This window comes from Prosthecobacter sp. (assembly GCF_044222345.1).
In the GTDB taxonomy this organism is placed as follows: domain Bacteria; phylum Verrucomicrobiota; class Verrucomicrobiia; order Verrucomicrobiales; family Verrucomicrobiaceae; genus Prosthecobacter.
Map to the genome: position 1 here is coordinate 24495 of NZ_JBGANL010000016.1, position 21593 is coordinate 46087.

Here is a 21593-nt window from a genome sequence, read left to right on the forward strand (position 1 = left end):
AGGCGTTTGAACGATTCCACGTGCTTATTGTTTCATTCCATCGGGTAGTGAGAATCTGAGCAGATCACCCTTGGCCAGGTACACAACACGCGCCTTCTCATCCACCCAGAAGTCCAGGCTGCTGACAGGCCAGAGCGGGAGGTCCATCACCTTCGTGAATTTAAACGTGCGCAGATCGTAGCGGCCAAGCGCCACGGACTCGGGACGCCCGTTGTCATGCTTGGAAACGGATGCCCAGACAACCCCGGGTTCGCCTGCCGGTTGCAAAGGGCGCCACGTTTGATCTTCGAGCGGACCAAACTCCCCCCTCACACGTTCAAGCTCGCCTGTGGCGGGGTTTAGAAGATGGTATTCCGCTTTATCGGGCCCCGCCTTTGGCTCGATGCCGGGCGCAGATTCGTTGCGAGACCTGCGGATCACTATCTTTCCAGAATCAGGCAGCCTTGTGACCGTGCTGATATCGTCCGCCGCAGCCAGTTTGAGAGGAATCACTTCACGCGTGGCCAGATTGATCCTCACGACGTCGTTCGGCTCGGCCCAGGAATTTCCCAGCACGCGCGCAGCCACAGCCCACCGGCCGTCGAGCGACGTGATGGGCGAGGCGAAGACTCCTTTCACGATCAGTTCAGGCTCCTGATTTTCGCGGCAGAGCCACAGACCGCGCACATCATCCTTCTCACGCGTTGCCGGTCGTAAGAAACCGCCAGAAGCAGCGCTGAGCCAAGGTGCTGTGACCAGGTGTTCAGGAGCATCGAAGCCTTCGGTGAATCCGCCGTGGGGCAGTGTCACGGCGGGCCCTTCCCAAGTTTTCTCCGCCTTGCCAGGGCTGCTCTCCATGGCTGCGGGCAGCCAGCGCGCCGTCTCACTGCCAGAGGGAACCGCATTCACCATGAGCACTCCGTTCTGCTCCAGCACCGCGCGAATGTTTTGCTGCTCAAGGGGAATGACGATTTTCAGGTCCGGGAGGGGCGTCGTTATGCGGTAAGTTACCTGAAGACCAGATTTGTCTTCCATCAACTTTTGGAACAACCGAACCAGGCCCACATAGACAGAGTCATTGACCTCCGGCTCCATGTCCTGTGCCGGCACGAACATGGAGCCATGCCCGGCCAGACCACCGCTGTAGGTACCCGGGTTGTTCATGAACACGCGCCTGCCACCTTCTGCAGTCAGGTGCACATACTCGTACTGGATGCCATCATTCACCGGCAGCGTGAGCGGCGGCAGGTCGTCCACGCGATTCTGTGACACATAGGCCCGCAGTTCAGCGAGCTCCGCAGCTGCGAGAGGTCTCGTTCGATACCTTCCGCCACCCTGATCGTTTACGAGCGTGGCCTTGTCACCCTCGACCTCCACCCAGACCTGACCCACGTCACCCCAGTAGCCGGCACTGAGCAGGGCGTGAATCTCCAATGGCCCCTTGGCCGCCAGCACCTGCTTGCGCAGGAGGTCCTGGATTTCACCCAAGCCACCGTATGAGAAGTGTCCGGGATCATGGTTCATACGTGCCCCCAGAATCCTGGCCTCTCCTTTGAAGCGACTCTGCAGAACGGCCCGCGCCTGCGCGCTGTCCTCCGCTTCAAGATAGCGCTCTGCCCCACGCGCGCAGAGTATGTGCCTGGACTCCAGCAAAGGCACCACCTTGTCGAGCGGGAGAGGGGTGCGCTGCAGACGCGCGCATGCCAACAGCATGGCCTGAGCCTCCACGCTGCCCCCTGTCAAAATCTGCCGCATGCGGGCGTCGTCTTTCAGCAACACTGCCACCACGGCGTTAGTGTTTGGCGGAAGGTCTTGTGACCCCTTGAGTTCGGACAAAGGCACCGACCGACTGGAGAACACCTGCCACAGCCATTCCGCGCTGAACCGACCGGCCCGCAGGCGGTCGGCCAGCAACCGTGCCCCGGCAGGTGTGAGCCACAAGCTGACACGTGATTCCAATTCCTCGGCGACATCCATCTTCCGCTTTTGCCGCAGCTCCAGAACCCGTCTGGCCAGCAGCTCCGCCAAAGAATCAGACTGGCAGGATTCATCGCCCGCAATGACCATACCCGTAGTGACCAGCAGCCGCTGATCGGGCGCGATGACTGATTTCGAAGCGCCAAAACCGAGCGACATGTACTCATCTTGCAACGCCTCTCGGCCTTCCTCGGTGAGGGTGATCGATGCGTATTGCACCACAGCTTCGGCCTGCTCCTCCAGAGGCACGCCTCCGAGTTTAAGCAGATCCTCGGCCAGCGATTTGCGGTGATTCAGGTTGGACTCCCTCTGGATGGCCTTTCTCAGATCCGGGACCGCCGGTGTGGCGTGGTAATGAACCAGCGCAGACACCGCCGCCATCAGCGTGTATTCGGAATCATGTTTCAATGCCCAGAGCAGGCCGGGAACGCACTCAGGCAGGTCCACGTCACACAGGGCGTTCATCAAGTGCCTCCTGCGGTCGATTTCTGCATCCAGCGCCCACTTCGGATTCGACAGCCAGGGCAGCAGCGGACGAAGAGCGTCAGCCCGCTCAAACTGAATCAAGCAGCGAACCGCATTGTCATGCACCACCCGATTGGGACTTCCCACCAGAGGAACGATCTTTGGCACCCACAAGTCCGGGGTTGCTTTGACCAGCAACGCCAGCGGCTCCTCCTTGGTATACTTGTCCTTCTGAACCACACTGAGGCTGGCGTCGTCAAAGAGACGCATCACCCACTCCGCTTTGCCCGCCCACTCCATTTCTGCGAGACCTCTCAAAGCACGTGCGCGAACGACCGCAGGCACCTCACGGTGGGTGACGATCTTTTGCAGTTCCTCCCGCCACTGGCCGGCAGGTGCGTCTTTCATGGCACTCAGCCAGAGCAGTGCGGTGGTGCACGCCAGTGGTTGCCCGGCCGCGGCCTGCCGCAGCAAAAGCGCTGTCGCAACAGCAGGTTCGAGTTTTTGCAACGCTTCAAAGGCAGCACGCAGATCAACGTCATCGGGTTCGGTGAAATACTTCTCTGCCCCAGCCTTAAGTTCCTCACGAAACAGTCCCGCCTTGGCCATGAGCCAGAGGCGTACTTTGCGCAGCGCGGCCTGGGCATCTTCGTCATTTACGGCGACGGCGGCAAGGCGGTCATGCAGCTTCTGAATGCGTAGAACCACGCCATCCTGACTGGCAGAGAAACGTCCCGCCAGCATTTCGAACGCTGCTGGATGCTCCTCGCAGTAGTTCAGCAGCCTTTCTCGGACGGCCGCTCTGAGCTCACCCGGCACACTGTCTGAGCTGTCTGTCCGCCAGTAGCATGCCAGCGCTTGAATGTCGTGGGTGTCGGCCGCTGGAGCGGTGGGTAGAGGCGGTGGCACCCACCCGGCCTGCTTGCGCCTCTTCAGATGCTCCTGCCAGTCCTCAGCCGGGACAGAGTAGGAGAGCAGCTCCGAAATGGCGGCGTCTGCATGCGGTTCGACGGCCGGCTGCGCCAGGGAGCCTGACACGAGAAGTGCCAGCATCAATGAAGTCCGAAGAAGCAAGCGCATGCAGCATTCAGTCTGCCGTGAACACAAGCAGGCAAGCAATCCAAAAAACAAAGACGTTCCGGCGAATTTTCGCCCTTGCTCCATGCGTTGAACAACGCCATGCCCGTGACCATCGCCATGCAATGCCGCCGCCTTCTCCTTCTTCCCTCTCTTTCTCTGCTTCTGACCCATTGTGGTGATGAGCCCAAGAAACCTGCGTCTGCGGCGAAGCCGGTGGCGGAAAAGCCTGCGGCAGCAGCTGCTGCTCCAGCTCCGGCCAAGGATGCGCCGAAGAAGGTGTATTGGACGCCGGAGATGATGCATACGGAGATCAAGTTTCACAATCCGGGCTATGCGGGGAACGGGCAGTTCAACATCGAGGGCGGGAAGGTGATCGCGCTGAGCCTGCGCGGGGCGAAGATTGAGAATGTGAAGTTTCTGGAGCACATTGAGCCGCTGGCGCTGGATCTGAGCGAGACGCCGATCACCGACCTGCGGCCGATGCAGGGCAAGAAGCTGGTGGAGCTGTATCTTGAAGACACGAAGGTGCGGGACCTTTCGCCGATCCGTGGCATGCCGCTGGAAAAACTGTACCTGAGCCGCACGCCGGTGGAAAATCTGGCAGCGCTGGAAAACATGCCGCTGGTGGAGCTGAATGCGGTGGGATGCCCGATTGGTGACATCTCGGGGATCGCCAAATGCCCTGTTCAGATGCTGTGGCTGACGGACTGCCCGGTGGCGGACATCAGCGCGCTGAAGACGGTGCCGCTGGTGAGTGTGACGCTGCACCGGACGAAGGTGAAGGACCTCACGCCGCTGAGCGGCACGGGCTTGCAGAGGCTGCACATTGCGGAGACGCCGGTGACGGATCTGTCGCCGCTGAAGGGCATGAAGCTCACACGACTGGTGTTTACTCCGGCGAACATCACGGCGGGCATTGAGGTGGCGAAAGCGCTGCCTTTGCAGGAAATTGGCACGCGGTTTGACGACGGCGGCAAGGACCTGATGCCGCCAGCCAGCTTCTGGCCTGCGTATGATGCAGCGGTGAAGAGTGGCGGAAAATGAGTAAAATTTATCTTTCCCGCCCGCCTTCCTCCTGACAGAATCCGGGCAATTCCATGAAAGAGTTTGCTTACATCCATGACGAGAAGCACAGCCCGTCACCTCTGCGTGCGGTACCGGCTCTCGCCAGTTTTAGCGATGACCAGCTTGATGATGTTTTGAACTCCAGCAGCCTGCTGCAATGCGAGCCGGGCGACCACATCATCAAAGAGGGCAGCATCGACTCCCGCATCTACGTCCTGCTCAGCGGTGAGCTGGAGGTGCGGGTCGGCACCAAGAAAGTGGCTGCCATCACCCGCATCGGGGAAGTTTTTGGCGAGCTGGCGCTCGTGAACCATGACAAGCGTCTCGCGTCTGTCATCGCCTCCACGAAGGCGGTGTGCCTGGCGGTGGACCAGAAATTCCTGCAGGACATCCATCCGCGCGAGGAAGACCCGGATTTCCATGCGGCGCTGTATGAATTTGTGGCCCGCCTGGTGGTGCGGAAGCTGGAGGCAACGTCCAAGCGTCTGGCCGAGGTGGAGAAAGAACTGCGCGAGCTGAAGGAAGCCAAGGCTGTGGCGAAGCCCGCCGCCGCCAAACCAGCGGCTGCACCGAAGCCGGCGGCGTCCAAGCTCAAGCGACCGGTGAAACGCGTGCCTGCCAAGGCGGTGAGAAAACCGGCGCGGGTGAGGTAGCGCATTTTAGACGTTTTACAGCCTGCTGGCGTTTGGGCGCCGGGGGCTGTCGCAATTAGCGGGCCGCAAGGCCCTCTGTATGATTTTCAGCGTGCACGACTGCCCAGACGCCGCACAGAGGACTGTGCGGACCACTTTGCTGCCGCCCACGCGACGGTCTTATTGCTTAAACCGATTGGCGCACAAGTTCAGTCCGCGCCAGCGCCGATGGTGATGCGTTTGGCGGGGATGGGGGATTCGATGATGCCGAGTTCGGTTTCCTGTTTCAGGCGGAGCTGGCCGCAGGCGGCGGCGATGTCGTGGCCTTTTTCACGGCGGAGGGTGGCGGTGACGCCGGCGTTGAGGAGCACGGCGAGGAAGGCGTCCTGGGCGGCTTCGCTGGGGCGCACCCAGTCGAGGCCATCGACGGTGTTGTAAGGGATGAGATTGACCTTGGCATTGGCGCTGCGGGCGCGTTTGGCGAGGGCGTGGGCCTGCTGGAGGCTGTCGTTCACATTGGCGATGAGGATGAACTCGAAGGTGAGGAACTGTTTTCGCTTCTGGTTCCAGTAATCGAGGGCTTCGAAGAGTTCCGCGAGGTTGTGCTTGCGGTTCACGGGCATGATTTTCTCACGCACTTCATCGGTGGCGCCGTGCAGGGAGATGGCGAGGCGGATTTGGAGCGGGAAGTCGGCGAGTTTTTTGATCTGCGGAGCGAGGCCGCTGGTGCTGACGGTCATGTGGCGTGCGCCGATGCCGATGCCCCATTCGGCATTGAGGATTTCGATGGCCTTGGTGACGTTGGAGAAATTGGCGAGGGGCTCTCCCATGCCCATGAAGACGAGATTGTCCACGCGCTCTCCGGCGTAGGCCTCCACCTGCACGATTTGCTCGACGATTTCTGCGGCGGTGAGATTGCGGGTGAATCCGGCGAGGCCGCTGGCGCAGAATTTGCAGTCGTAGGCGCAGCCAACCTGGCTGGAGACGCAGAGGGTGCGGCGGTCCGAAGCACCGCCGTAGAGGGCGGGATTGGCGGGAATGAGGACGGTTTCGACGTAGCGCCCGTCGTGGAGTTTGAGGAGGAACTTGCGCGTGGTGTCGCTGGAGCCGGTGACCTTGGCGATGGTCATGGTGCGGGTGACGAAGCGGGTGGCGAGGGCTTCGCGGGTGGCTTTGGGGAGATTGGTCATCTCCTCGAAGGTGGCGGCGCGTTTGGCGAAGACCCATTCGACGAGCTGTTTGGCACGAAAAGCAGGCTGGCCCAGCTCTGCGAACACGGCAGAGATCTCCTCCGGCTTCATGCCGAGGAGGCCCTGGGGTGCGGGGGGGATGGTCATAGGCCTGACAGTGGCGGTGAAATGAGGATTTGAAATTCGAGATTTGGGTTTGATGCTGCTGGCATGGGAATTCCCGCGCTTATCGCCATGCTGGTCATGATCGTACTGATCGGCGTTGGTATCGGCATTGGTTTGTTTGCCTGCGCGATCGCAGCGGGGCTGGCCATGCTGGGGGTGGTGTCGAGTTCTGTGGCGCTGGGGGTTTTCACGAAGCGACCGGCCACGGCGGTGCGGGCGCTGCTGCTGCAATGCGGGATTCTGGCGGGTATTCCTGCGGGGGCTGTCACGGCGTGGGTGGGCCGGACGGTGCTGGAGAAGGTGGATGAGAGCTGGATGATCGCCGTGTATGGCGGGATCGGCGGGGCGTTCGCGGGGGCGGTGCTGGCGCTGATGCTGGACTTTATTTTCCGCCGCACGCATGCGTGGGTGGAGCAGCGGCTGAAGCAGAAGACGCTGGTGGGCTAAGGCTGCTTTTCCTGCTCACGGAACTGCGTGGGGGTGAGCTTGGTCATTTTCTTGAAGTCCTTGGAGAAGAAGAACTGATCGTGATAGCCGACCTGGCGGGCGATTTCTTTGACGGGATCGTCGGATTCGATGAGGCGGCGCTTGGCCTGATTGATGCGCTCGCGCCGGAGCCAGTCGATGGGGCTGGTGCCGATGGCGGCTTTGAACTGGCGGCTGAAGTGGCTTTCGCTCATGCCGCTGAGCTGGGCGAGCTCGACCACGCGCATGGGGAGGTGGAAATAGAGGCGCATGCGCTCGAGCGCCTTGGAGACGGCGGAGGGGAGCTCTGGCTGCACGAGGCCCGGCTCTGAGAGGCGCACGTGGAATGCGAGGCCGATGATGGCGGCGACGGCGGCGCTGGCGAGGGCGGCATCGCTGGGGCGGGTGCCGCTCATGAACTGAAAGGCGCGCTCAAACTCCTGCTTCACCGCCTGCTCATTGATGCCTTCGAGAACGGGCTGCGAGCGCACCTGGAGGAGTTCGGCGATGCGGTCCAGGGATCTGCCCTCAATGCGCGTCCAGTAGAGCTCCCAGGGATCTTTTTTTGCGGCCCCGTAGATGTGGGGGTGGTGGCAGTTCACCCAGAGGAGAGCGCCGGGCCCGACCTCATGGCGTTTGCCTGCGATCTGGGCCCAGCCGTGGCCCCTGAGGCAGAGGATCAGCTCATGGCCGGGGTAGGTTTCGCGCTCGATGCGGTGCTCGAAGCCCGCCTTCAAATGGCCTGCGCGCACCACGGAATAAAACAAATCACGCTGCCAGTCGGCGGGTGTGGCGTAAAGGTTCGTCATGAAGACGGTTTCCTGGAACAGCGTGGCCATGGCCGGATAATACATTCAGCAGTGCGCGGGTGTCGAGCATTGAATTGTGCCCGGGACCGAACGGAGGGGGAAAATCCTTTTGCAGCAGAGGGGGCCAAGCGGCATAATGGATCCCCTGCTGCGCACTTTATTACCCCCGCGCACGCACTTACCCACACACCATGCCCACTTACGATTACGAATGCCAGACGTGCGGCCACCAGTTTGAGGCCAAACAATCGATGAAGGATCCGCATCTCACGGACTGCCCGAAAGAGGGCTGCCCGGGTCCGGTGAAGCGCAAGATCGGGCTGGGGTCAGGCTTCATCTTCAAGGGCAACGGCTTTTACATCACGGACTACCGCAGTGATTCGTACAAAGCGGCGGCGAAAAAGGACTCTGAAAGCGCCAAAGCTTCCACGAGTTCGACACCGGCGCCGGCTGCCACTCCGCCAGCACCTGCCAAAACTTCGGGCACCTAGACCTGAGTCCGCATCTACCCTCCACCCCTGCCGCCGTGATTCGCCACCTGTTTCAGACTTTGCGGCTGCTTGGGATCAGCCTGCTGGCCGGCGCCACCTGGGTGGCTTACCGCCCGGCTGACCTGCCCAAGGTCGCTGCGCCAAACTCTGCCAAAGCCGATGACTTGCTGGACATCCTGCGCCAGACGACGATCAAACGCGCAGCGGTGATGGAGATCAGCGAAGCTGAAATCAACCGGCACCTGACCACGACGCTGTCAGGAAAAATCCCGAGCATGCTGGGGAGCTGGGTCACTTTTGAAGGCGCACGACTTGATCTGGAGCCTGACCGGGCACGCTTGTTCGTCATCTGGAAGCTCAAAGGCTACACCCACACGGCGAGCGTTGATCTCGCCATCAGTCGTGACGACAAGAACTTTCGAGTCGATGTGCTGCGCGGTGCCTACGGCCATCTGGACCTGCCGCGAGGCATGATGCGGCCGCTCTACCCGTCACTGGAGGCGCTGGCAGAAGCGCTGGATCCTGAAATCCGGGCCATGTTTCAAATGACCCAAATCACCATCGCCAAGGACAAGCTCGTGCTCGATCCCCGTTTCCCTCCCGCATGAACCGCCGTTTCCCATCCGCCCTAGCAAGCGTGCTTTCATTTGCCTGCGCCACATTGCTTGCGGTGGGGCAGACAGCCGCGCCACCCGTCCCACCGCTGACGAAGGAGCAAAAGGAAGCTGCGGCTGCCATCGAGGCACCGAAGACTGCCGTGCCCGCGCCCGCGCCAGGCCAGCAGAATGGAGCCCCTGCCCAGCCTGCGGCGGGGCCAGCCACCACTCCTGCGGCATCTGGTAATTCCGCCAGCAAAATGCAGGTGCTGGAAGCCGTGACCCAAAAGCCTGCGGGCACGGAAGTGCCACGCGTGGGGACGCCTGCGGACAAGCTGCCCGTCACCAGCTCCACCAGCACGAGCCGGCAGTTCATCGTGCATGGGAAAGTGTTTGAGACCCGGAGCGCGATGTCCACGCGCTGTGAGGAGGTTTCCCAGGAAGTGCGGAAGGTGCTCAATGACAAGGAGCCGTGGGTGCTGCCGATCGTGGTGGTGCTGAACACGGGCGAGGAGGCGGCGAAGTCGAAAGGCCCGCCCATTTCCACCACGATTTCCGAACTGAGCTTTGGCGGCTTTCACCTGCAGGTGACGATCAATGAAGGCCCCGGACTGAAAGCGGAGGATCTGCGCAAGGAGGTGGTGCGTGCATTGCTGGCCGAGCGCATCCTGCGCAATCATCAGAAGATCGAGACGCCGAAAGGACGCCTGCTGCTACCGGACTGGATCATGACGGGCGTGCTGCACGCGCTGGACTTCCGTGCCAGCCCAACGCCCAGCGCGATGTTTGCCACGCTGTTTCGCAGCGGTAAAATCTATGGCATCGAGGAGATCATCGAAGCCTCTCCGGTGGAGATGGACACCCTGTCCCGCACGATTTACGAGACCTCCTGCTGCGCTCTGGTGCTGGCGCTTGTGGATCAGCCCAGCGGACCGCAGAACCTGAACAAGTTCCTCAATTCCCTGGCGAGCGATCCGCGTTCCGAACGAGAACTGCTGAGCGCCGCGTTTCCCAACTTTGCCGCCTCGGCCTCCAGTCTGAACAAGTGGTGGTCGTTGCAGCTAGCCGCGCTGGCCAATCCCGGCGTCGCCGAACCCCTCAATGCGGCCGAGAGTCTCAAGGCCATCGAGGAAGCCATCACCATCCACTACGAAGCGCTGCCTGCCGCCGTACCGAAGAACATCAAGCTGCATCCGTTTGTGATCCCGGCACCGCTGGCAGTCATCCCAGCCAGCGAATCCCATCCGGAGCCCCACAAGGCGGCTGCGCCCGCCAAGCCCAAGACCCAAGAAGCCGCCGCCGAAGCCAAGGAAGAGCCGGCTGAAGAGGACCCCAAAGCGAAACGCAGCCTGATCCGCCGCATGCTTTTCCTGGGGGATGCCAAGGAGAGCGAGCCCAAGGGAGATGACAAAGAGCAGCCGGCTGAAGAAGCCAAGAAGCCTGGCTTCATGGGCCGTCTCTTTGGGGCTGGCGGCGAGGAAAAAAAGACGCCGGACGAGCCAGGCGTCAAAGATGCCGCCCCCAAGGTCGTAGCAAAGCCGGCTGAAACCCCTGCAGTGGTCGAAGAAGAGAAGAAGCCCGGATTCATGGGGCGTCTCTTCGGTGCGGGCGGTGACGAAAAGAAGACGCAGGATGAGCCAAGCGTGAAAGAGAGCACAGCCAAGGCAGCTGCCAAGCCGGCTGAAGCTCCCGCGACTGTCGAAAAGGAAAAGAAGGTAGAAGAAGAAAAGAAGCCCGGATTCATGGGCCGTCTGTTTGGCGCCGGCAGTGAGGAGAAGAAGCCTGAGGACAAACCGGCGGTGACCGCGCCTGCTGAGAAGAAGGCGTCTGAAAAAGAGAAGGCTGCTGCGGTTGAAAAACCCAAGACCCCCGTCAAAAAAGAACCGGAAGCCAAGGAGGAGCCGCCAGAGGAGAAGAGGCCCACCAAGCTCAATCCCATGAATTGGTTCCGTGGTGGCAAGAAAACTGAGGAGAAGAAAGAGGAGACGCCGGCCAAGGAGAAGGAGGCATTTCTCACACCGCCTGACACTTTCGATGTCGCACGTCTGATCTCGCCCCTGATGGCGGATGCGTGGCAGATGCTCGCACCTGCCGCCGCGCGTCCGACTGCGGAACCGCTGTTTGATTTCCGCAAACGCAAACCCAAGGCTGAAGAAACGCCCCAAGAGGAACCGCCGCCTGCCCCGAAAACGGAGGAGGACAGACCGCCCGTCAAGAAAAGCAGCAAGCCGCGCACGACGAATCCCAATTCCAAACCGGCTTCCAAAGCATCCGCCACTCCTGCGAACAAACCGCAAACGACCAATCCCAACGCCAAACCCGTGGCGCCTGAACTGGTCAAAGCGGTGACCGCAGCCCCCGCCGACACCGCGCCCGCCCTGGTGCCGGTGAGTTTGCCGCTGGAAGAGTACCAGCACATCCTGAAGCACCCGGACCGCGCCAAAATCCTGGCCTACAACACCGCCTCACTGCGCGCCCTGGAGCTGCGAGTCAGCATCCTGTTCCGCCCAGTGATCCGAGGCTATCTTGTGGCGGTGCATGACATTGACGCCGGAAGGACCAAGGACATGGACAAGCGCCTGGCCGCGCTGCATGAATTTGCGCTCATCGCGTATCAGAAATCCATCGCCGTGCGCGACTACCTGGACTGGTTTGAAGCGAGTGAAAGCGGTCGTTTGTCAGGCAAGTTCGACGACTACCTGAATCTGCCTGCGACCATCAAGAAAGAACTCCCTGCACGCACCGATCCGATCTCGAAGTATCTGGATGCGATCGACAAGGAGTTTACGAAGTAGAGAGCCGCGCACGGACTTCTAGTTTACGTCGGGAGGTTGAGGGCTTCTCGCATACCTCCGGCATGCGCCCTTGAACTGGACGTGGTGTGCGCCTGGTCCGGTGGTTCTCGCTGCACCGCTTCGCGGTTTCGCTTCACCACCGGCTTGTCTCTCTGCTCCCTCCGGGAGCCATGACAAGATTGGCTGCGGGATGAGAAGAGGGTTTGATCAGTTCAAGCTCACGTCCTCAGGCATGCCGGCCATGACTTGGTAAACCGGCCCCATGTCCTTGAGAATGGCGGACCACATCTGAGCTGGCTTTTCGACAGTGAGGACGAGGGGACGTGCGGTGGTGGTGATCCAGGAACGGACTTCGAGCTCGCTTTCGAGCTGACCACCGCTCCAGCCGGAGTAGCCGACGAAGCCGCGCACATCATGCCCAAGGCTGAGCGCATGCAGGGCATCTGTAACAGAGAGGTGGGTCTGGCAGCGCAGGGTGCGGCGACGCTTGTTCCAATGCAGCGCGGCAAAGGCGAGCTTGTCCGTGGAAACCGGGCCGCCCATGAAGACGGGAACCTCACCGAGCGGGCCGAGATCCTGATCTGGGAGGAGATCGGCGACGCATTGCTCGAGCGGCCGGTTGAGGATGTAACCGAAGGCACCGTCCTTCGCGTTGTGCGCCGCCATGAAGACCACGGAGCGGGCAAAGTTTGAATCGCGCATGGCCGGTGAGGCGAGCAGGAGGCTTCCACTGAGGGAAGACGATGATTCGTTGTTGTGTTCCGAATTCATATCGATGTCTGACGCAATAACTACGCCAGCCACTCAATTGCCATCAAAAAAAACGCGCGCTGACTTTTTAAGTTCAGCGCGCGTCTGATTAAACCAGGGCTTGGGATGATTATGCAGCGGCCACTTCGAAGCCCTTGCGATAGGTTTTCGTGAGCAGCTTGTCAGCCTCGGGGGCGTTGGTGAATTTCAGATTGGCGGCGTCCCATTCGAGCACTTTGTTGGCTTCCTCCATGCGACCCGTGATGGGGTCGATCTTCGGAATGGCGAGGCGTGTGGCGACGTTGCCTAGCTGCACGGTTTCCGCGAGCGGGCCGGCGTAGTGGAAGCCATCGCTGGTCTTCTTGCTGGCGAGGCAGGCGTCCACCCAGGTGTGCCAGTGGCTGCGGCCTTCCTCCTTGGGATATTTGAAGCCGGTGAACTTGTCGAGCGGGTACAGGCGTGGGCCGGCCACGTGGGCGAGGACCATGGTGCCGCCTTCGCCGATGAAGATGGAACCACTGCCGGGGAGATCCACGTCTCCGGGCATCTGAGCGAGCTTGTGGCTGGGCTTGAGGCCGCCGTCCATCCAGGTGAGCTTCATGGTCTTGCCGGCGGTGTATTGGGTGCCGGGGAAGACGTAGTTGATGGTCTCGTGCGTGGGCCAGATCTGATTGTTAATGCCGCTGTTCTTGGCGTGGACGCTGATGGGGGCGGTGAGATCGAGCGCGGTGAAGACGGGGTCCATGATGTGGCAGCCGAAGTCGCCGAGGCCGCCGCCGCCGAAGTCCTGCCAGTCGCGCCAGATGAAGGGATGGTAGGCGGGTGCGTAGTCACGCATCGGTGCGGCACCGATCCAGAGGTCCCAGTTCAAATTGGCCGGGGCCTGAGCGGAGGGCGGCGGCTGGAACATGCGGGTGCGTTCATTGCCCGTGACGCCGACCCAGGAATAGACTTCTTTGATTTTGCCGATCGCGCCTTCCTTGATGAGGCGCGTGCCCATGCGGTACTCGATGGAGGAGTGGATCTGATTGCCCATCTGCGTGGTGAGATTCTTCTTCTCGGCCCACAGCTTCATCTGCCGTGCCTCCCAGACGGTGTGTGCCAACGGCTTCTGGCAGTAGATGTGCTTGCCCTTCTGCATGGCGGCCACGGCCACCGGGGCGTGCATGTGATCGGGAATGCCCACGGTCACGGCATCAAAGCCGTCTCCCAGCGTGGAGAACATTTCGCGGTAGTCGGAGAAATGCTTCACGCCCGGGAACTCCGCGTCCGCTTTGTCGAAGCGATTGGCATCCACATCGCAGAAGCCGACAAACTTCACCGAGGCATGAGATCCCACGTTGTGCAGATCACTGTAGCCCATGCCATTGACGCCGACGCAGGCGACCTGGAGCTTGCTGTTGAGGTTCTGGCCACGCACGAAGGCCGGAAAGGCGACAGCGGCGGAGGCGAGCGTGGAGTTTTTGAGGAAGGAGCGGCGAGAGGTGGGCATGATGAGCGGCGATGAATTTGAGTGTCTCCAACGTACGGTGCCACGCCGGATTCTTTGTCTCGAAAGACAAAGAACGGCAGTTTAGTACCATGAGCTGTTGGAAAAGAATCTGGATCAAAGACGCGCAAGCCGTCATCTGGGCATTCCAGGCACGCCCGCGGGAATCAGGCGCCGATACCCGCAAACAATTCGGCGATGTCCACGCTCACTGCTGGCAGTGCGGTGCTCTGAAGAAGGGAGCCTTCGGTGATGCGGAGCTGTGTTTGATAGCGACCGGCAGAGGGTTCGCGATAGCATTCGATGCAGCGTTCCTGACCATTGACGATCCAATATTCGGCCACTTGGTTTTCCGCGTAGATGTCGGCCATTTCCCGATCTTCGTTGAGGCTGGAAACCGAGACTTCCACCACGAGGAGGGCTGTAGTTGGATGATTCTGGAAGTCCTCTTCCCTGCCTGCGACCACCGAGGCATCTGGCTCGGGTTCTGAATCGGTCAAGGTGAGCGGATCTTCTTTGCGGACCCAGACCTGAGCGCCTGCCAGTTTTTGCAGCAAGGCGAAGATTCGCGCAGAGAGCTTCGTGTGGATGATGGACTTGCTCATTTTTTCGACAATCACCCCGCGAATGAGTTCAGCCCGCGCCGGAGCGAGACCGGTGGCGATCATTTGATGCCACGCTTTGATCGACAGCGGCATGGCACGCTGTTGAAAGCCTGGCTGTCTCAGGATGGGAACCATGATGGATTCTAATTCCAGCCTCAAAGACACGCAAGCCTTCATCCACCCCTCCCCCCCAGCGATTCTTTCACTGCTGCATCAACGTTTCTTCGCGCGCTGGAAGCGGTTTTGACGTTCGGCGTCGGTGGTGGGTTCGAGTTTTGCTGGCTCCGCCGCTGCGATGATGGCTGGTGTCTCCACGTTGGGCGTTTGTTGCAGCCGCTGCTGATGCTGCACGGCCTCCCGGGCTGGCTTGACGACTTTGGACCGCTGCGTGGCTGCGGCGCGGGCGAGCCGGGGAATCTTCCAGCCGGTGCGGGTGACGACGGCTTCGAAGAGGAGGAGGAGCAGCGTGGCGATGATGAGATAGAGGCCGAGATCGGTGAAGCGGGGGAGGGTGGGGCTGCGCCAGGCCTGGCTCATTTCGAGGAGTTCGCGGCCGCCGCTGGTTTGGGAGACGCGGCGAAGCTCCTCCACGCGTGCTTCATCGAAAGCCCATTCGGTGCTGGTGCCGACGATGGCGGGACCGAAGCTGATGGCCTGACCGCCGACCTGCACGGCGCCGCGCACCATTTCACCTTCGGGGAGTTCGGTGCTGGTCTGGAAATGACCGGGCGCGACGCGCTCCCAGGCGAGCTCATGCGAGCCTTCGGCGCGCAGGCCATGGGCCAGCACCACACGCGGGGCTTTGGTGCGCAGCTTGGGCTCCCATTCCTCATCGTAGAGGAGATCGAGGGTGAGGGTGTTGCCGTCGATGCGATGGCGCACGCCGATGCCTGGAGGGACGGTCTCGCCCATGAGCCAGCGCACCTGGGTCTGTAGAAAGTCGCCGTATTTGGGCCAGTCGCGCACGCGCTGGGAGTGCTCGCCACCGAGAGGGAAGCTGACTGCGGCGGTGCGGCCGGTGCCGCGCGGACCGAAGGCGACGAGGGGGGCGGCGTATTCATCCTGGGTGATGAGCGCCTGACTGGCCCAGTCGCGCAGGTAGCTGAGATTGAAACCGTCCACCTCCTTCGGCCACTCAAAGGCCTGGCTGCTGATTTCAAACCAGCCGCCTGCGGCCTTGGTGGGGACGGGTTCCGTGATGAAGGCGCTGCGCGCCACGGCAACGGTTTCCTGACTGAAGATGCTGGGCAGTTCCTCGGCTTTGTCGGTATAGAAAATGCGGCCTTTGCCGCGCTTGGCGATGTCATCGAGGATCCAGGCATCCACATCCCTGCGGGTGCCGAGGGCGATGACGCTGACGGTGCCGCCGTTCTTGATGATGTCTTCGATCAGGATCTGGTAGTCGCCCGGCTGCTCGGAGTCAGCGGCGTCGGAAAAGAGGATGATGTGGCGCTGACCTGCGGGTGCATTTTTGAGCTGATCCCACGCGGCCTTGAGGCCGTTGTAAACAAAGATGCCACCGCCGGTGCTTTCGATGCGACGCACGGCGCTTTCCATTTTTTCGCGGTTGGGTCCCACCTGCTGCAGCGGCACCATTTCATGGGCCTCACTGTCCACGGCGTAAACGGCCAGCAGATCCTGAGGACCGAGGAAGCGGATGGCATTGGCCGCGCCTTCATCGGCAAGCTGCATTTTGGTGAAGCCATTCTGCACGGTCATGCCCATGGAGCCGCTGCGGTCCATGACGATGGCCATGGCGACCATGAGCTTGCGGTGCTCCTGCTTCATTTCGAGGGACACGGGCAGCAGGGGATCGAGCGGAGACTCGAAATAGCCGCCAGCGGCAAAGCTCTGCTTGCCACCGGCCATGAGGATGCTGCCGCCCTGCTCGCGCACATAAAAATCCATGGCGGGGAGAAACTCGGAGGGCAGCTCAAAGGCGGGGACGTTGTTGAAGATGACGCACTTCACGCCTGCGAGCTGGCCTGGACGCAGGGAGCGGAGTTCCGTGACAGTTTCGACGGTGAAGCCCTGGCGCTGCAGGGTCTCCGCGACGGGATCGTTCGTATATTTGGTGAGAAGGAGAACGCGCGGACCGCCGGCGATCTCGATCATGGCCTCATGGCGGTTGTTGCCCGAATGCGCGTCCTTGGCGGGCTGGATGATGGCTTCGTAATGAGCCACACCGGCAGCGGGCAGGCGATCGGTGAAGCGGATCATGCCGCTGCCGAGCTTCACCGCCACTTCGCTCGTTTTGAGCTCGCGGCCATTGCGCAGGAGAGTGAGGGGGACCTTGCCATCGGAGGTGCCGCGCAGTTCGACTTCGATGAGAAAGGGCTCTCCGAGCTGAGCGCGCGCGGGGAGCCTCATGGCGGAGACGCGGAAGTCGGTGGTTTCGATTTCGCGGGCGAGGCGGTAGTCCAGCTCCACGCCCTGCTGCGTGAGTTTGGATGCGAGGCCTGTGAGGGGCTCGGTGGAATAGCCGTCGGTGATGGCGAGAATGCGCGCCGGCCTGCCACGGCCTTCACGCTGAGCAAAGGCGAGCGCCTGATTCACGGCCTGGGCGGTGCGAGTCTGAGTTTGATTGCGGGCATACATCTCCGCGCCTTCGGCACCGCGCTTCATCACCTCTGCCGCGTAGTTAAGATAGAAGATGCGATCCTGGCTGCCGCGGCTTTTTTCGAGCAGCTTCTCCCATTCCTGCATGCCTTTGGCCATGGGCTGTTCGGCGGAGGTCGAAGAGTCCAGCAGGACCCAGAGATCCACGCCGTCTGCGAGACGCCGCCACTGTGGCTGCGCCAGCGTGACGGTGATCAAAACGAGAAGCAGCAGCCGCACGGGCCGCCAGAGAGAAAGGCGTGGCAACAGCCAGCCTGCGAGCAGCAGCACGGGCAGAAGAGCGAACCATTCTGGGTGGCGGAACATCATGGCCGTACCACCTCCCGGGCTTCGCGTTTGGAATTGGTGAACCACCAGCTGCCCAAGAGGAGGAGCAGCAGGGTGAGAAGCCACAGCCGCCAGTTGGGATCGGCCTCGTGCAGGGTTTCGATTTGCACGGCCTTGATCTTGTCGAGCTCGCTGAATGGCTTGGCCTGGGTGAGGTCGGCTTCGCGAGTGTCGGCGAAATGGGCGGCGGCGGTGAGCAGCAGTGTTTCGCCCTGATGGATGGTGAAGTGGCCGGGGCGTGAAGGCGCGCGCAGCAGGCGTGCTTGTGCGAGAGGGATCTGCTGGTCACCGAGCTTCAAGGGCGCGGCTTCGGCATCCTGGCGATGCGCGACGACGAGGTGCTGGCGCACATCGAAATTCGCGGCTTCAGGCGCGAGTTTGTCCGCGCGCAGTTCTTCGAGAAAGCGATGCAGCAGCACCGCGAAGGCAGGCAGCTTGCGCGCATTGGAGGTTTCCAAATCGAACTGGCATATCAACTGGCGACCGCCTGCGGGCATGATGCGCAGCGTGATCAATGGGCGCTCGCCCTGCCAGAGGAGGACGCGATCCTGCGACTGGCGCGGCATGGCCTTCGATTCGCGAACCAGCAGGCCCTGCCAGTTCAGGCCTTCGACAAGCGCATGAGGTTCGGCGACGATACTGCCTTTGAGATAGGGCGCGGTGTCGTCTGCCGGGGCTTGAAAAAAGCAGCCATGACGCTGCTCCGGCAGCGCGAAGCTGGGTGTCATCACGGCAGCGACGAGGTCCGATTCACCCGGCACCGAAACCGTGCGCAGGTGGGCGTAGCGGCTGAAGAGCTCGGCCAGCACTGGCACTTTGCCTTCGAGGGGACAGAGCGAAAGAATCTTGGGCTGTGGACGCACGAGGGGCAGATCGTTGTCGAGAGGCAAGGCATCATCGCTGAGGTGCAAGGCGATCTGTTGAATCTCCCCGGCAGGAAAAGGCCCGGAGAGCGTCTGGGTTTCACCGGGAGCGAGCTTGACGGGTTTCCAGGGTGATTCCGCAGCACCGGCCTGCGCACGCCACTGCCGCTCCTGCGCGGTGCGGCTGTAATTTTTCACCAGTGCATGCCACACCCACTGGCCGTCTTTTTCCTCCACGGTCACGCCGGCCCAGCCGACGTTGTCGGTTTCCTGGCCCACGGAAACCACCTGCGCGGCAAAAAGAGGAGGCACAGGCAGGGGGTGATCCGTGATGAGCACGACGACACCCTGCTGACCGACAAGCCCGCGTGCGATGCGCAGTGCGGGGGTGAAATCATGGACGCCGAGCAGCGGCTCCCAATGAGCCAGCGACTGCCTCAACTCGGCGGGCATGGTGCCGTGGTAGAGGCTGGGGGCTTCGGCATCCGAAGAGAGAAGGGTGAGCTCCGCGCGAGCGAGCGGCCCTTCGAGGAGGCCGAGCACTTCATCGACCGCTTTTCCAGCGGGAGCGCGAAAGGCCTGCATGCTGGCGGAGGTGTCCATGACGATGGCGATGCGCTGCACGGCATCGTGTTTGAGCCAGCGTGGCTGCACCAGCAGCCAGGTGAGGAGGAGCACCATGAGCAACTGCAGCCAGAACGGGATGGACGTGCGCAGGCGCTCGAAACGGCTGCCGGTGCGGCTTTCGCGCTTCATCTGCTGCAGGAGGAAGAGCGTGGTGGCTGGCACACGGCGGTTGCGCCGCTGGAGGAAATGGATGGCGATCACGGCAGGAATGCCGAGCAGTGCCCACAGGCCCCAAGTATTGGCGAGGGTGAAGCTCATGCGGTTTCCACAGCTCCACTGGGGATGCCTTCAAGTTGCAGCGCCTTTTGAAAATCCGCCTCGGCGGCGATGCGGGCGAGCGCGATGCCGTGCTTTTGTGCGGTGGCTTTCCAGAGTTCGAAATGGCGGCGGTAGGATGCCTCGTAGCGCTGGAGCAAGGCGGACTCGACGCGGTGCTCGTGCGGGAGGCCGGTTTCGGGATCGATGAATTCGTAGTTTCCATCCCAGCCGGGATCGGACTCCTCCTGAGCCTGCGGAGCGAAGACAATGCCACGGCCGCTGCGGGTGCTGAGGCAGGCGAGGACGGACTCGGGCTCGGTGGGAAAGAGCAGGTCGCTGATGAAGACACGCATGGCCCCGGCACGCAGCGGGAGACGGTTTAGCACGGGAGTTTCCTGCGTGGGGATCAGGGCGCTGACGCGTGCGTGCCACTGACCGCTGAGGATGACCTCGGGCTCCAGCAGTTGATGCTGTGCTCCGGCGATGGCGTAGCAGCGCAGGGTGGCGCCAGACTGCAGTGCGGACTCGACGGTGTAGGCAAACAATTCCAGCGCGCGCTGCTCTTTGGCAGGAAAGGCAAACATGGAGGCGGAGACATCCAGAATCACATCGACGAGGGGGCGAACCTCTTCGCGATAGAGCTTCATCGAGTAGGTGCCGGTGCGTGCGTAGGCCTGCCAGTTGATCTGGCGTGGGTCGTCACCGGGGAGGTAGAGGCGGTGGTCCTGGAAGTCGAGGCTGCTGCCGGTGCCACTGCCAAGAAACTCGCCGGCATGACCGCGCCAGCGCTGCTGACGAAAGGGCAGCTTCAGCACACGGGCCCAGCCACGTGCGCGGACGTGAAGGGTGCGCAGAGCGCCGGCATCTTCAAGCAGCGTCATGAGTGCGAGGGGTTTCCCGAGCGGCCTGCTGCAGGGCTTCGGATTCGAGTGTGGTGTAGGTATTGAAATTCGTTCCTGCACGCACCAGGGCGGCGAGCAGCCACACGGCGCTGAACACACAACCAAGCAACATGATGCCCTCACGGCTGCTGTAGTCCACACACTCGACACCAAACAAGGTGGTGATGGGGGTGAAGATGCCAACGACGCCCAGCTCACGCGCATTCATGGAGAAACAAAACAGCGACAGCAGGATCCCACAGATCACTGAGCAGAGCTGCACCACCCACCAATTCACAAAAGCGTTCGTTCGATTGATGCGCAGGATCACCGGCACGAAGACGGCCAGCAAAATGCAGACCATGTAAACGCCCGGGCCGTCGTCCCAATCCCAGGAGGAATGCCTGAGAGTGATGCCAGCAATGATGCTCAAGGCCATGACACACATCACGAAAGCGAACACCACGCCGGAGGCCCAGCCGGGGTAGAACAACCTGCCTGCCAGCCTGCCCAAACGCCCGCGCCGTGCGAGCGCCACCACGACGGTGGAGTAACGCGGCATCTCCTCCGTCAGCACGTCCATGCAGACGATGAGCGTCAGGATCATCAGGGGGATGTAGGCCCAGAAGGCCACATCAGGATCCGTGTTGAGGAAACACAGCAGCAGGCCCGCCACCATCAGCGCGCCATGCACGGCCAGTGCGATGATGCGCTTCAGCGTGCTGTGATTCTCCGAGGGCGGAGCGATGCGTGAGGAGCCGAGTGCCAGAAAATAATACACGGCATAGACCACCAGAACGAGAATGCCGCCGATGAGGCTGCTCTGCTCCCAGAGAGCTAGGGCAAAGAATGCGCGCACCATCGAGTCTGCCTGCGAGGCCGAAACGAGGAAGGTGGTGAAGAAGGCCAGCGGCGCCGCCCCTGCACCCACGCAAAGCGCCAGAAAGATGCGCAGCAGCAAGGGGCCCTGCGAAGAAAAGGCCAGCAAGGCCGCTGTGATGATGCCGGAACCGAGCGAGAGGACCACCAGTGCGACGACCTCCCGCAGGATTTCGACGCCACCGAAGAAGTAGCGTGCGACCATGTAGGGCAGAATGGAGCCTGCGACCAGCAGCGCCTGGCTGTAAAGCGCGACCCATTTGCCATACAGGATGCGGAATGACGCGATGGAGGTCAGCGTCAGCATGTCCAGCGTGCCGTCGGTGGCTTCCGTATGCAGGGCGGCAAAACCCCGCAGCGGCATGACCACCAGCAGCATGAAACCTGCGATGCCCCAGAAAATGCCGTTCACGGCCTCCACCGGCGCACCCAACGTGACCGTGATGAGAAGCAGGATGATCACGGTGTGAAACAAGATCAGCGCCGAGGTGAAGAACCGCGTGCGCAGGCCCTGGCGCAGTTCCTTGACGACGATAGGGCTGAAGCGATCGCTGAAATCACGCAGCATGGGCAGAGTGGTGTTCAT

At 61.7% G+C, this 21593-nt stretch carries 16 protein-coding genes; 6 read left to right on the forward strand and 10 right to left on the reverse strand.

Features of this window, described 5'->3' with window-relative positions; translation table 11 throughout:
• Window positions 1–24 precede the first annotated feature (24 nt).
• Window positions 25–3501, reverse strand: coding sequence for a HEAT repeat domain-containing protein (locus ACILSL_RS10695; RefSeq protein WP_395732014.1), 3477 nt, complete (start codon window positions 3499–3501; stop codon window positions 25–27).
• Between the two features lie 99 nt (window positions 3502–3600).
• Between ACILSL_RS10695 and ACILSL_RS10700 the strand changes: the two genes are divergently transcribed.
• Window positions 3601–4545, forward strand: a complete 945-nt coding sequence (locus ACILSL_RS10700; RefSeq protein WP_395732015.1) for a leucine-rich repeat domain-containing protein — start codon at window positions 3601–3603, stop codon at window positions 4543–4545.
• 53 nt (window positions 4546–4598) lie between these two features.
• Window positions 4599–5219, forward strand: a complete 621-nt coding sequence (locus tag ACILSL_RS10705; RefSeq protein WP_395732016.1) for a cyclic nucleotide-binding domain-containing protein — start codon at window positions 4599–4601, stop codon at window positions 5217–5219.
• 188 nt (window positions 5220–5407) lie between these two features.
• Here ACILSL_RS10705 and rlmN read toward each other — a convergent pair whose 3' ends face one another.
• On the reverse strand, window positions 5408–6535 hold the full coding sequence (rlmN, locus tag ACILSL_RS10710; protein ID WP_395732017.1) for a 23S rRNA (adenine(2503)-C(2))-methyltransferase RlmN: 1128 nt from the start codon (window positions 6533–6535) through the stop codon (window positions 5408–5410).
• Window positions 6536–6598: 63 nt separating this feature from the next.
• Here rlmN and ACILSL_RS10715 point away from each other — a divergent pair, with 63 nt between their 5' ends.
• On the forward strand, window positions 6599–7000 hold the full coding sequence (locus ACILSL_RS10715; RefSeq protein ID WP_395732018.1) for a hypothetical protein: 402 nt from the start codon (window positions 6599–6601) through the stop codon (window positions 6998–7000).
• Here the strand turns inward: ACILSL_RS10715 and ACILSL_RS10720 are convergent.
• On the reverse strand, window positions 6997–7857 hold the full coding sequence (locus ACILSL_RS10720; RefSeq protein ID WP_395732019.1) for an AraC family transcriptional regulator: 861 nt from the start codon (window positions 7855–7857) through the stop codon (window positions 6997–6999). The genes ACILSL_RS10715 and ACILSL_RS10720 overlap by 4 nt on opposite strands.
• A gap of 161 nt (window positions 7858–8018) precedes the next feature.
• Here ACILSL_RS10720 and ACILSL_RS10725 point away from each other — a divergent pair, with 161 nt between their 5' ends.
• The 3 genes from ACILSL_RS10725 to ACILSL_RS10735 are packed head-to-tail and all read left to right on the forward strand — an operon-like array spanning window position 8019 to window position 11709.
• Complete coding sequence (locus ACILSL_RS10725) at window positions 8019–8318, forward strand: FmdB family zinc ribbon protein (RefSeq protein ID WP_395732020.1); 300 nt, start codon at window positions 8019–8021, stop codon at window positions 8316–8318.
• 35 nt (window positions 8319–8353) lie between these two features.
• Window positions 8354–8926, forward strand: coding sequence for a hypothetical protein (locus ACILSL_RS10730; protein ID WP_395732021.1), 573 nt, complete (start codon window positions 8354–8356; stop codon window positions 8924–8926).
• A complete protein-coding gene (locus ACILSL_RS10735) occupies window positions 8923–11709 on the forward strand; it encodes a hypothetical protein (RefSeq protein WP_395732022.1) in 2787 nt (928 codons plus the stop codon). Before ACILSL_RS10730 ends, ACILSL_RS10735 begins: the two co-directional genes overlap by 4 nt.
• Window positions 11710–11916: 207 nt before the next feature.
• Here the strand turns inward: ACILSL_RS10735 and ACILSL_RS10740 are convergent, their stop codons facing one another.
• The 7 genes from ACILSL_RS10740 to ACILSL_RS10770 all read right to left on the reverse strand — a co-directional run bounded on the left by ACILSL_RS10740 (window position 11917) and on the right by ACILSL_RS10770 (window position 21593).
• Complete coding sequence (locus tag ACILSL_RS10740) at window positions 11917–12480, reverse strand: YqgE/AlgH family protein (RefSeq protein ID WP_395732023.1); 564 nt, start codon at window positions 12478–12480, stop codon at window positions 11917–11919.
• A 109-nt stretch (window positions 12481–12589) separates the two neighbouring features.
• Window positions 12590–13951 carry a Gfo/Idh/MocA family protein gene (locus tag ACILSL_RS10745; RefSeq protein WP_395732024.1) on the reverse strand — a complete coding sequence of 454 codons (1362 nt, stop codon included), beginning with the start codon at window positions 13949–13951 and terminating at the stop codon, window positions 12590–12592.
• Between the two features lie 164 nt (window positions 13952–14115).
• The gene (locus tag ACILSL_RS10750; RefSeq protein ID WP_395732025.1) at window positions 14116–14688 is read right to left on the reverse strand and encodes a Uma2 family endonuclease; all 573 of its coding nucleotides are present in this window, start codon (window positions 14686–14688) and stop codon (window positions 14116–14118) included.
• A 78-nt stretch (window positions 14689–14766) separates the two neighbouring features.
• A complete protein-coding gene (locus tag ACILSL_RS10755; RefSeq protein ID WP_395732026.1) occupies window positions 14767–17481 on the reverse strand; it encodes a VWA domain-containing protein in 2715 nt (904 codons plus the stop codon).
• Window positions 17478–19247, reverse strand: a complete 1770-nt coding sequence (locus tag ACILSL_RS10760; protein WP_395732027.1) for a BatA domain-containing protein — start codon at window positions 19245–19247, stop codon at window positions 17478–17480. Before ACILSL_RS10760 ends, ACILSL_RS10755 begins: the two co-directional genes overlap by 4 nt.
• On the reverse strand, window positions 19244–20128 hold the full coding sequence (locus ACILSL_RS10765; protein WP_395732028.1) for a DUF58 domain-containing protein: 885 nt from the start codon (window positions 20126–20128) through the stop codon (window positions 19244–19246). Before ACILSL_RS10765 ends, ACILSL_RS10760 begins: the two co-directional genes overlap by 4 nt.
• Window positions 20115–21593 (reverse strand): hypothetical protein, encoded by a 1479-nt coding sequence (locus ACILSL_RS10770; protein ID WP_395732029.1) that lies wholly within the window; start codon window positions 21591–21593, stop codon window positions 20115–20117. The genes ACILSL_RS10765 and ACILSL_RS10770 overlap by 14 nt, the downstream gene beginning before the upstream one ends.

What these genes read in the sequence shown, in the direction of transcription:
- ACILSL_RS10695 (WP_395732014.1), bottom strand. Translation starts at nt 3,501, where the DNA reads ATGCGCTTGCTTCTTCGGACTTCATTGATGCTGGCACTTCTCGTGTCA.
- ACILSL_RS10700 (WP_395732015.1), top strand. Translation starts at nt 3,601, where the DNA reads ATGCCCGTGACCATCGCCATGCAATGCCGCCGCCTTCTCCTTCTTCCC.
- ACILSL_RS10705 (WP_395732016.1), top strand. Translation starts at nt 4,599, where the DNA reads ATGAAAGAGTTTGCTTACATCCATGACGAGAAGCACAGCCCGTCACCT.
- rlmN (WP_395732017.1), bottom strand. Translation starts at nt 6,535, where the DNA reads ATGACCATCCCCCCCGCACCCCAGGGCCTCCTCGGCATGAAGCCGGAG.
- ACILSL_RS10715 (WP_395732018.1), top strand. Translation starts at nt 6,599, where the DNA reads ATGGGAATTCCCGCGCTTATCGCCATGCTGGTCATGATCGTACTGATC.
- ACILSL_RS10720 (WP_395732019.1), bottom strand. Translation starts at nt 7,857, where the DNA reads ATGGCCACGCTGTTCCAGGAAACCGTCTTCATGACGAACCTTTACGCC.
- ACILSL_RS10725 (WP_395732020.1), top strand. Translation starts at nt 8,019, where the DNA reads ATGCCCACTTACGATTACGAATGCCAGACGTGCGGCCACCAGTTTGAG.
- ACILSL_RS10735 (WP_395732022.1), top strand. Translation starts at nt 8,923, where the DNA reads ATGAACCGCCGTTTCCCATCCGCCCTAGCAAGCGTGCTTTCATTTGCC.
- ACILSL_RS10740 (WP_395732023.1), bottom strand. Translation starts at nt 12,480, where the DNA reads ATGAATTCGGAACACAACAACGAATCATCGTCTTCCCTCAGTGGAAGC.
- ACILSL_RS10745 (WP_395732024.1), bottom strand. Translation starts at nt 13,951, where the DNA reads ATGCCCACCTCTCGCCGCTCCTTCCTCAAAAACTCCACGCTCGCCTCC.
- ACILSL_RS10750 (WP_395732025.1), bottom strand. Translation starts at nt 14,688, where the DNA reads ATGGTTCCCATCCTGAGACAGCCAGGCTTTCAACAGCGTGCCATGCCG.
- ACILSL_RS10755 (WP_395732026.1), bottom strand. Translation starts at nt 17,481, where the DNA reads ATGATGTTCCGCCACCCAGAATGGTTCGCTCTTCTGCCCGTGCTGCTG.
- ACILSL_RS10760 (WP_395732027.1), bottom strand. Translation starts at nt 19,247, where the DNA reads ATGAGCTTCACCCTCGCCAATACTTGGGGCCTGTGGGCACTGCTCGGC.
- ACILSL_RS10765 (WP_395732028.1), bottom strand. Translation starts at nt 20,128, where the DNA reads ATGACGCTGCTTGAAGATGCCGGCGCTCTGCGCACCCTTCACGTCCGC.
- ACILSL_RS10770 (WP_395732029.1), bottom strand. Translation starts at nt 21,593, where the DNA reads ATGAACACCACTCTGCCCATGCTGCGTGATTTCAGCGATCGCTTCAGC.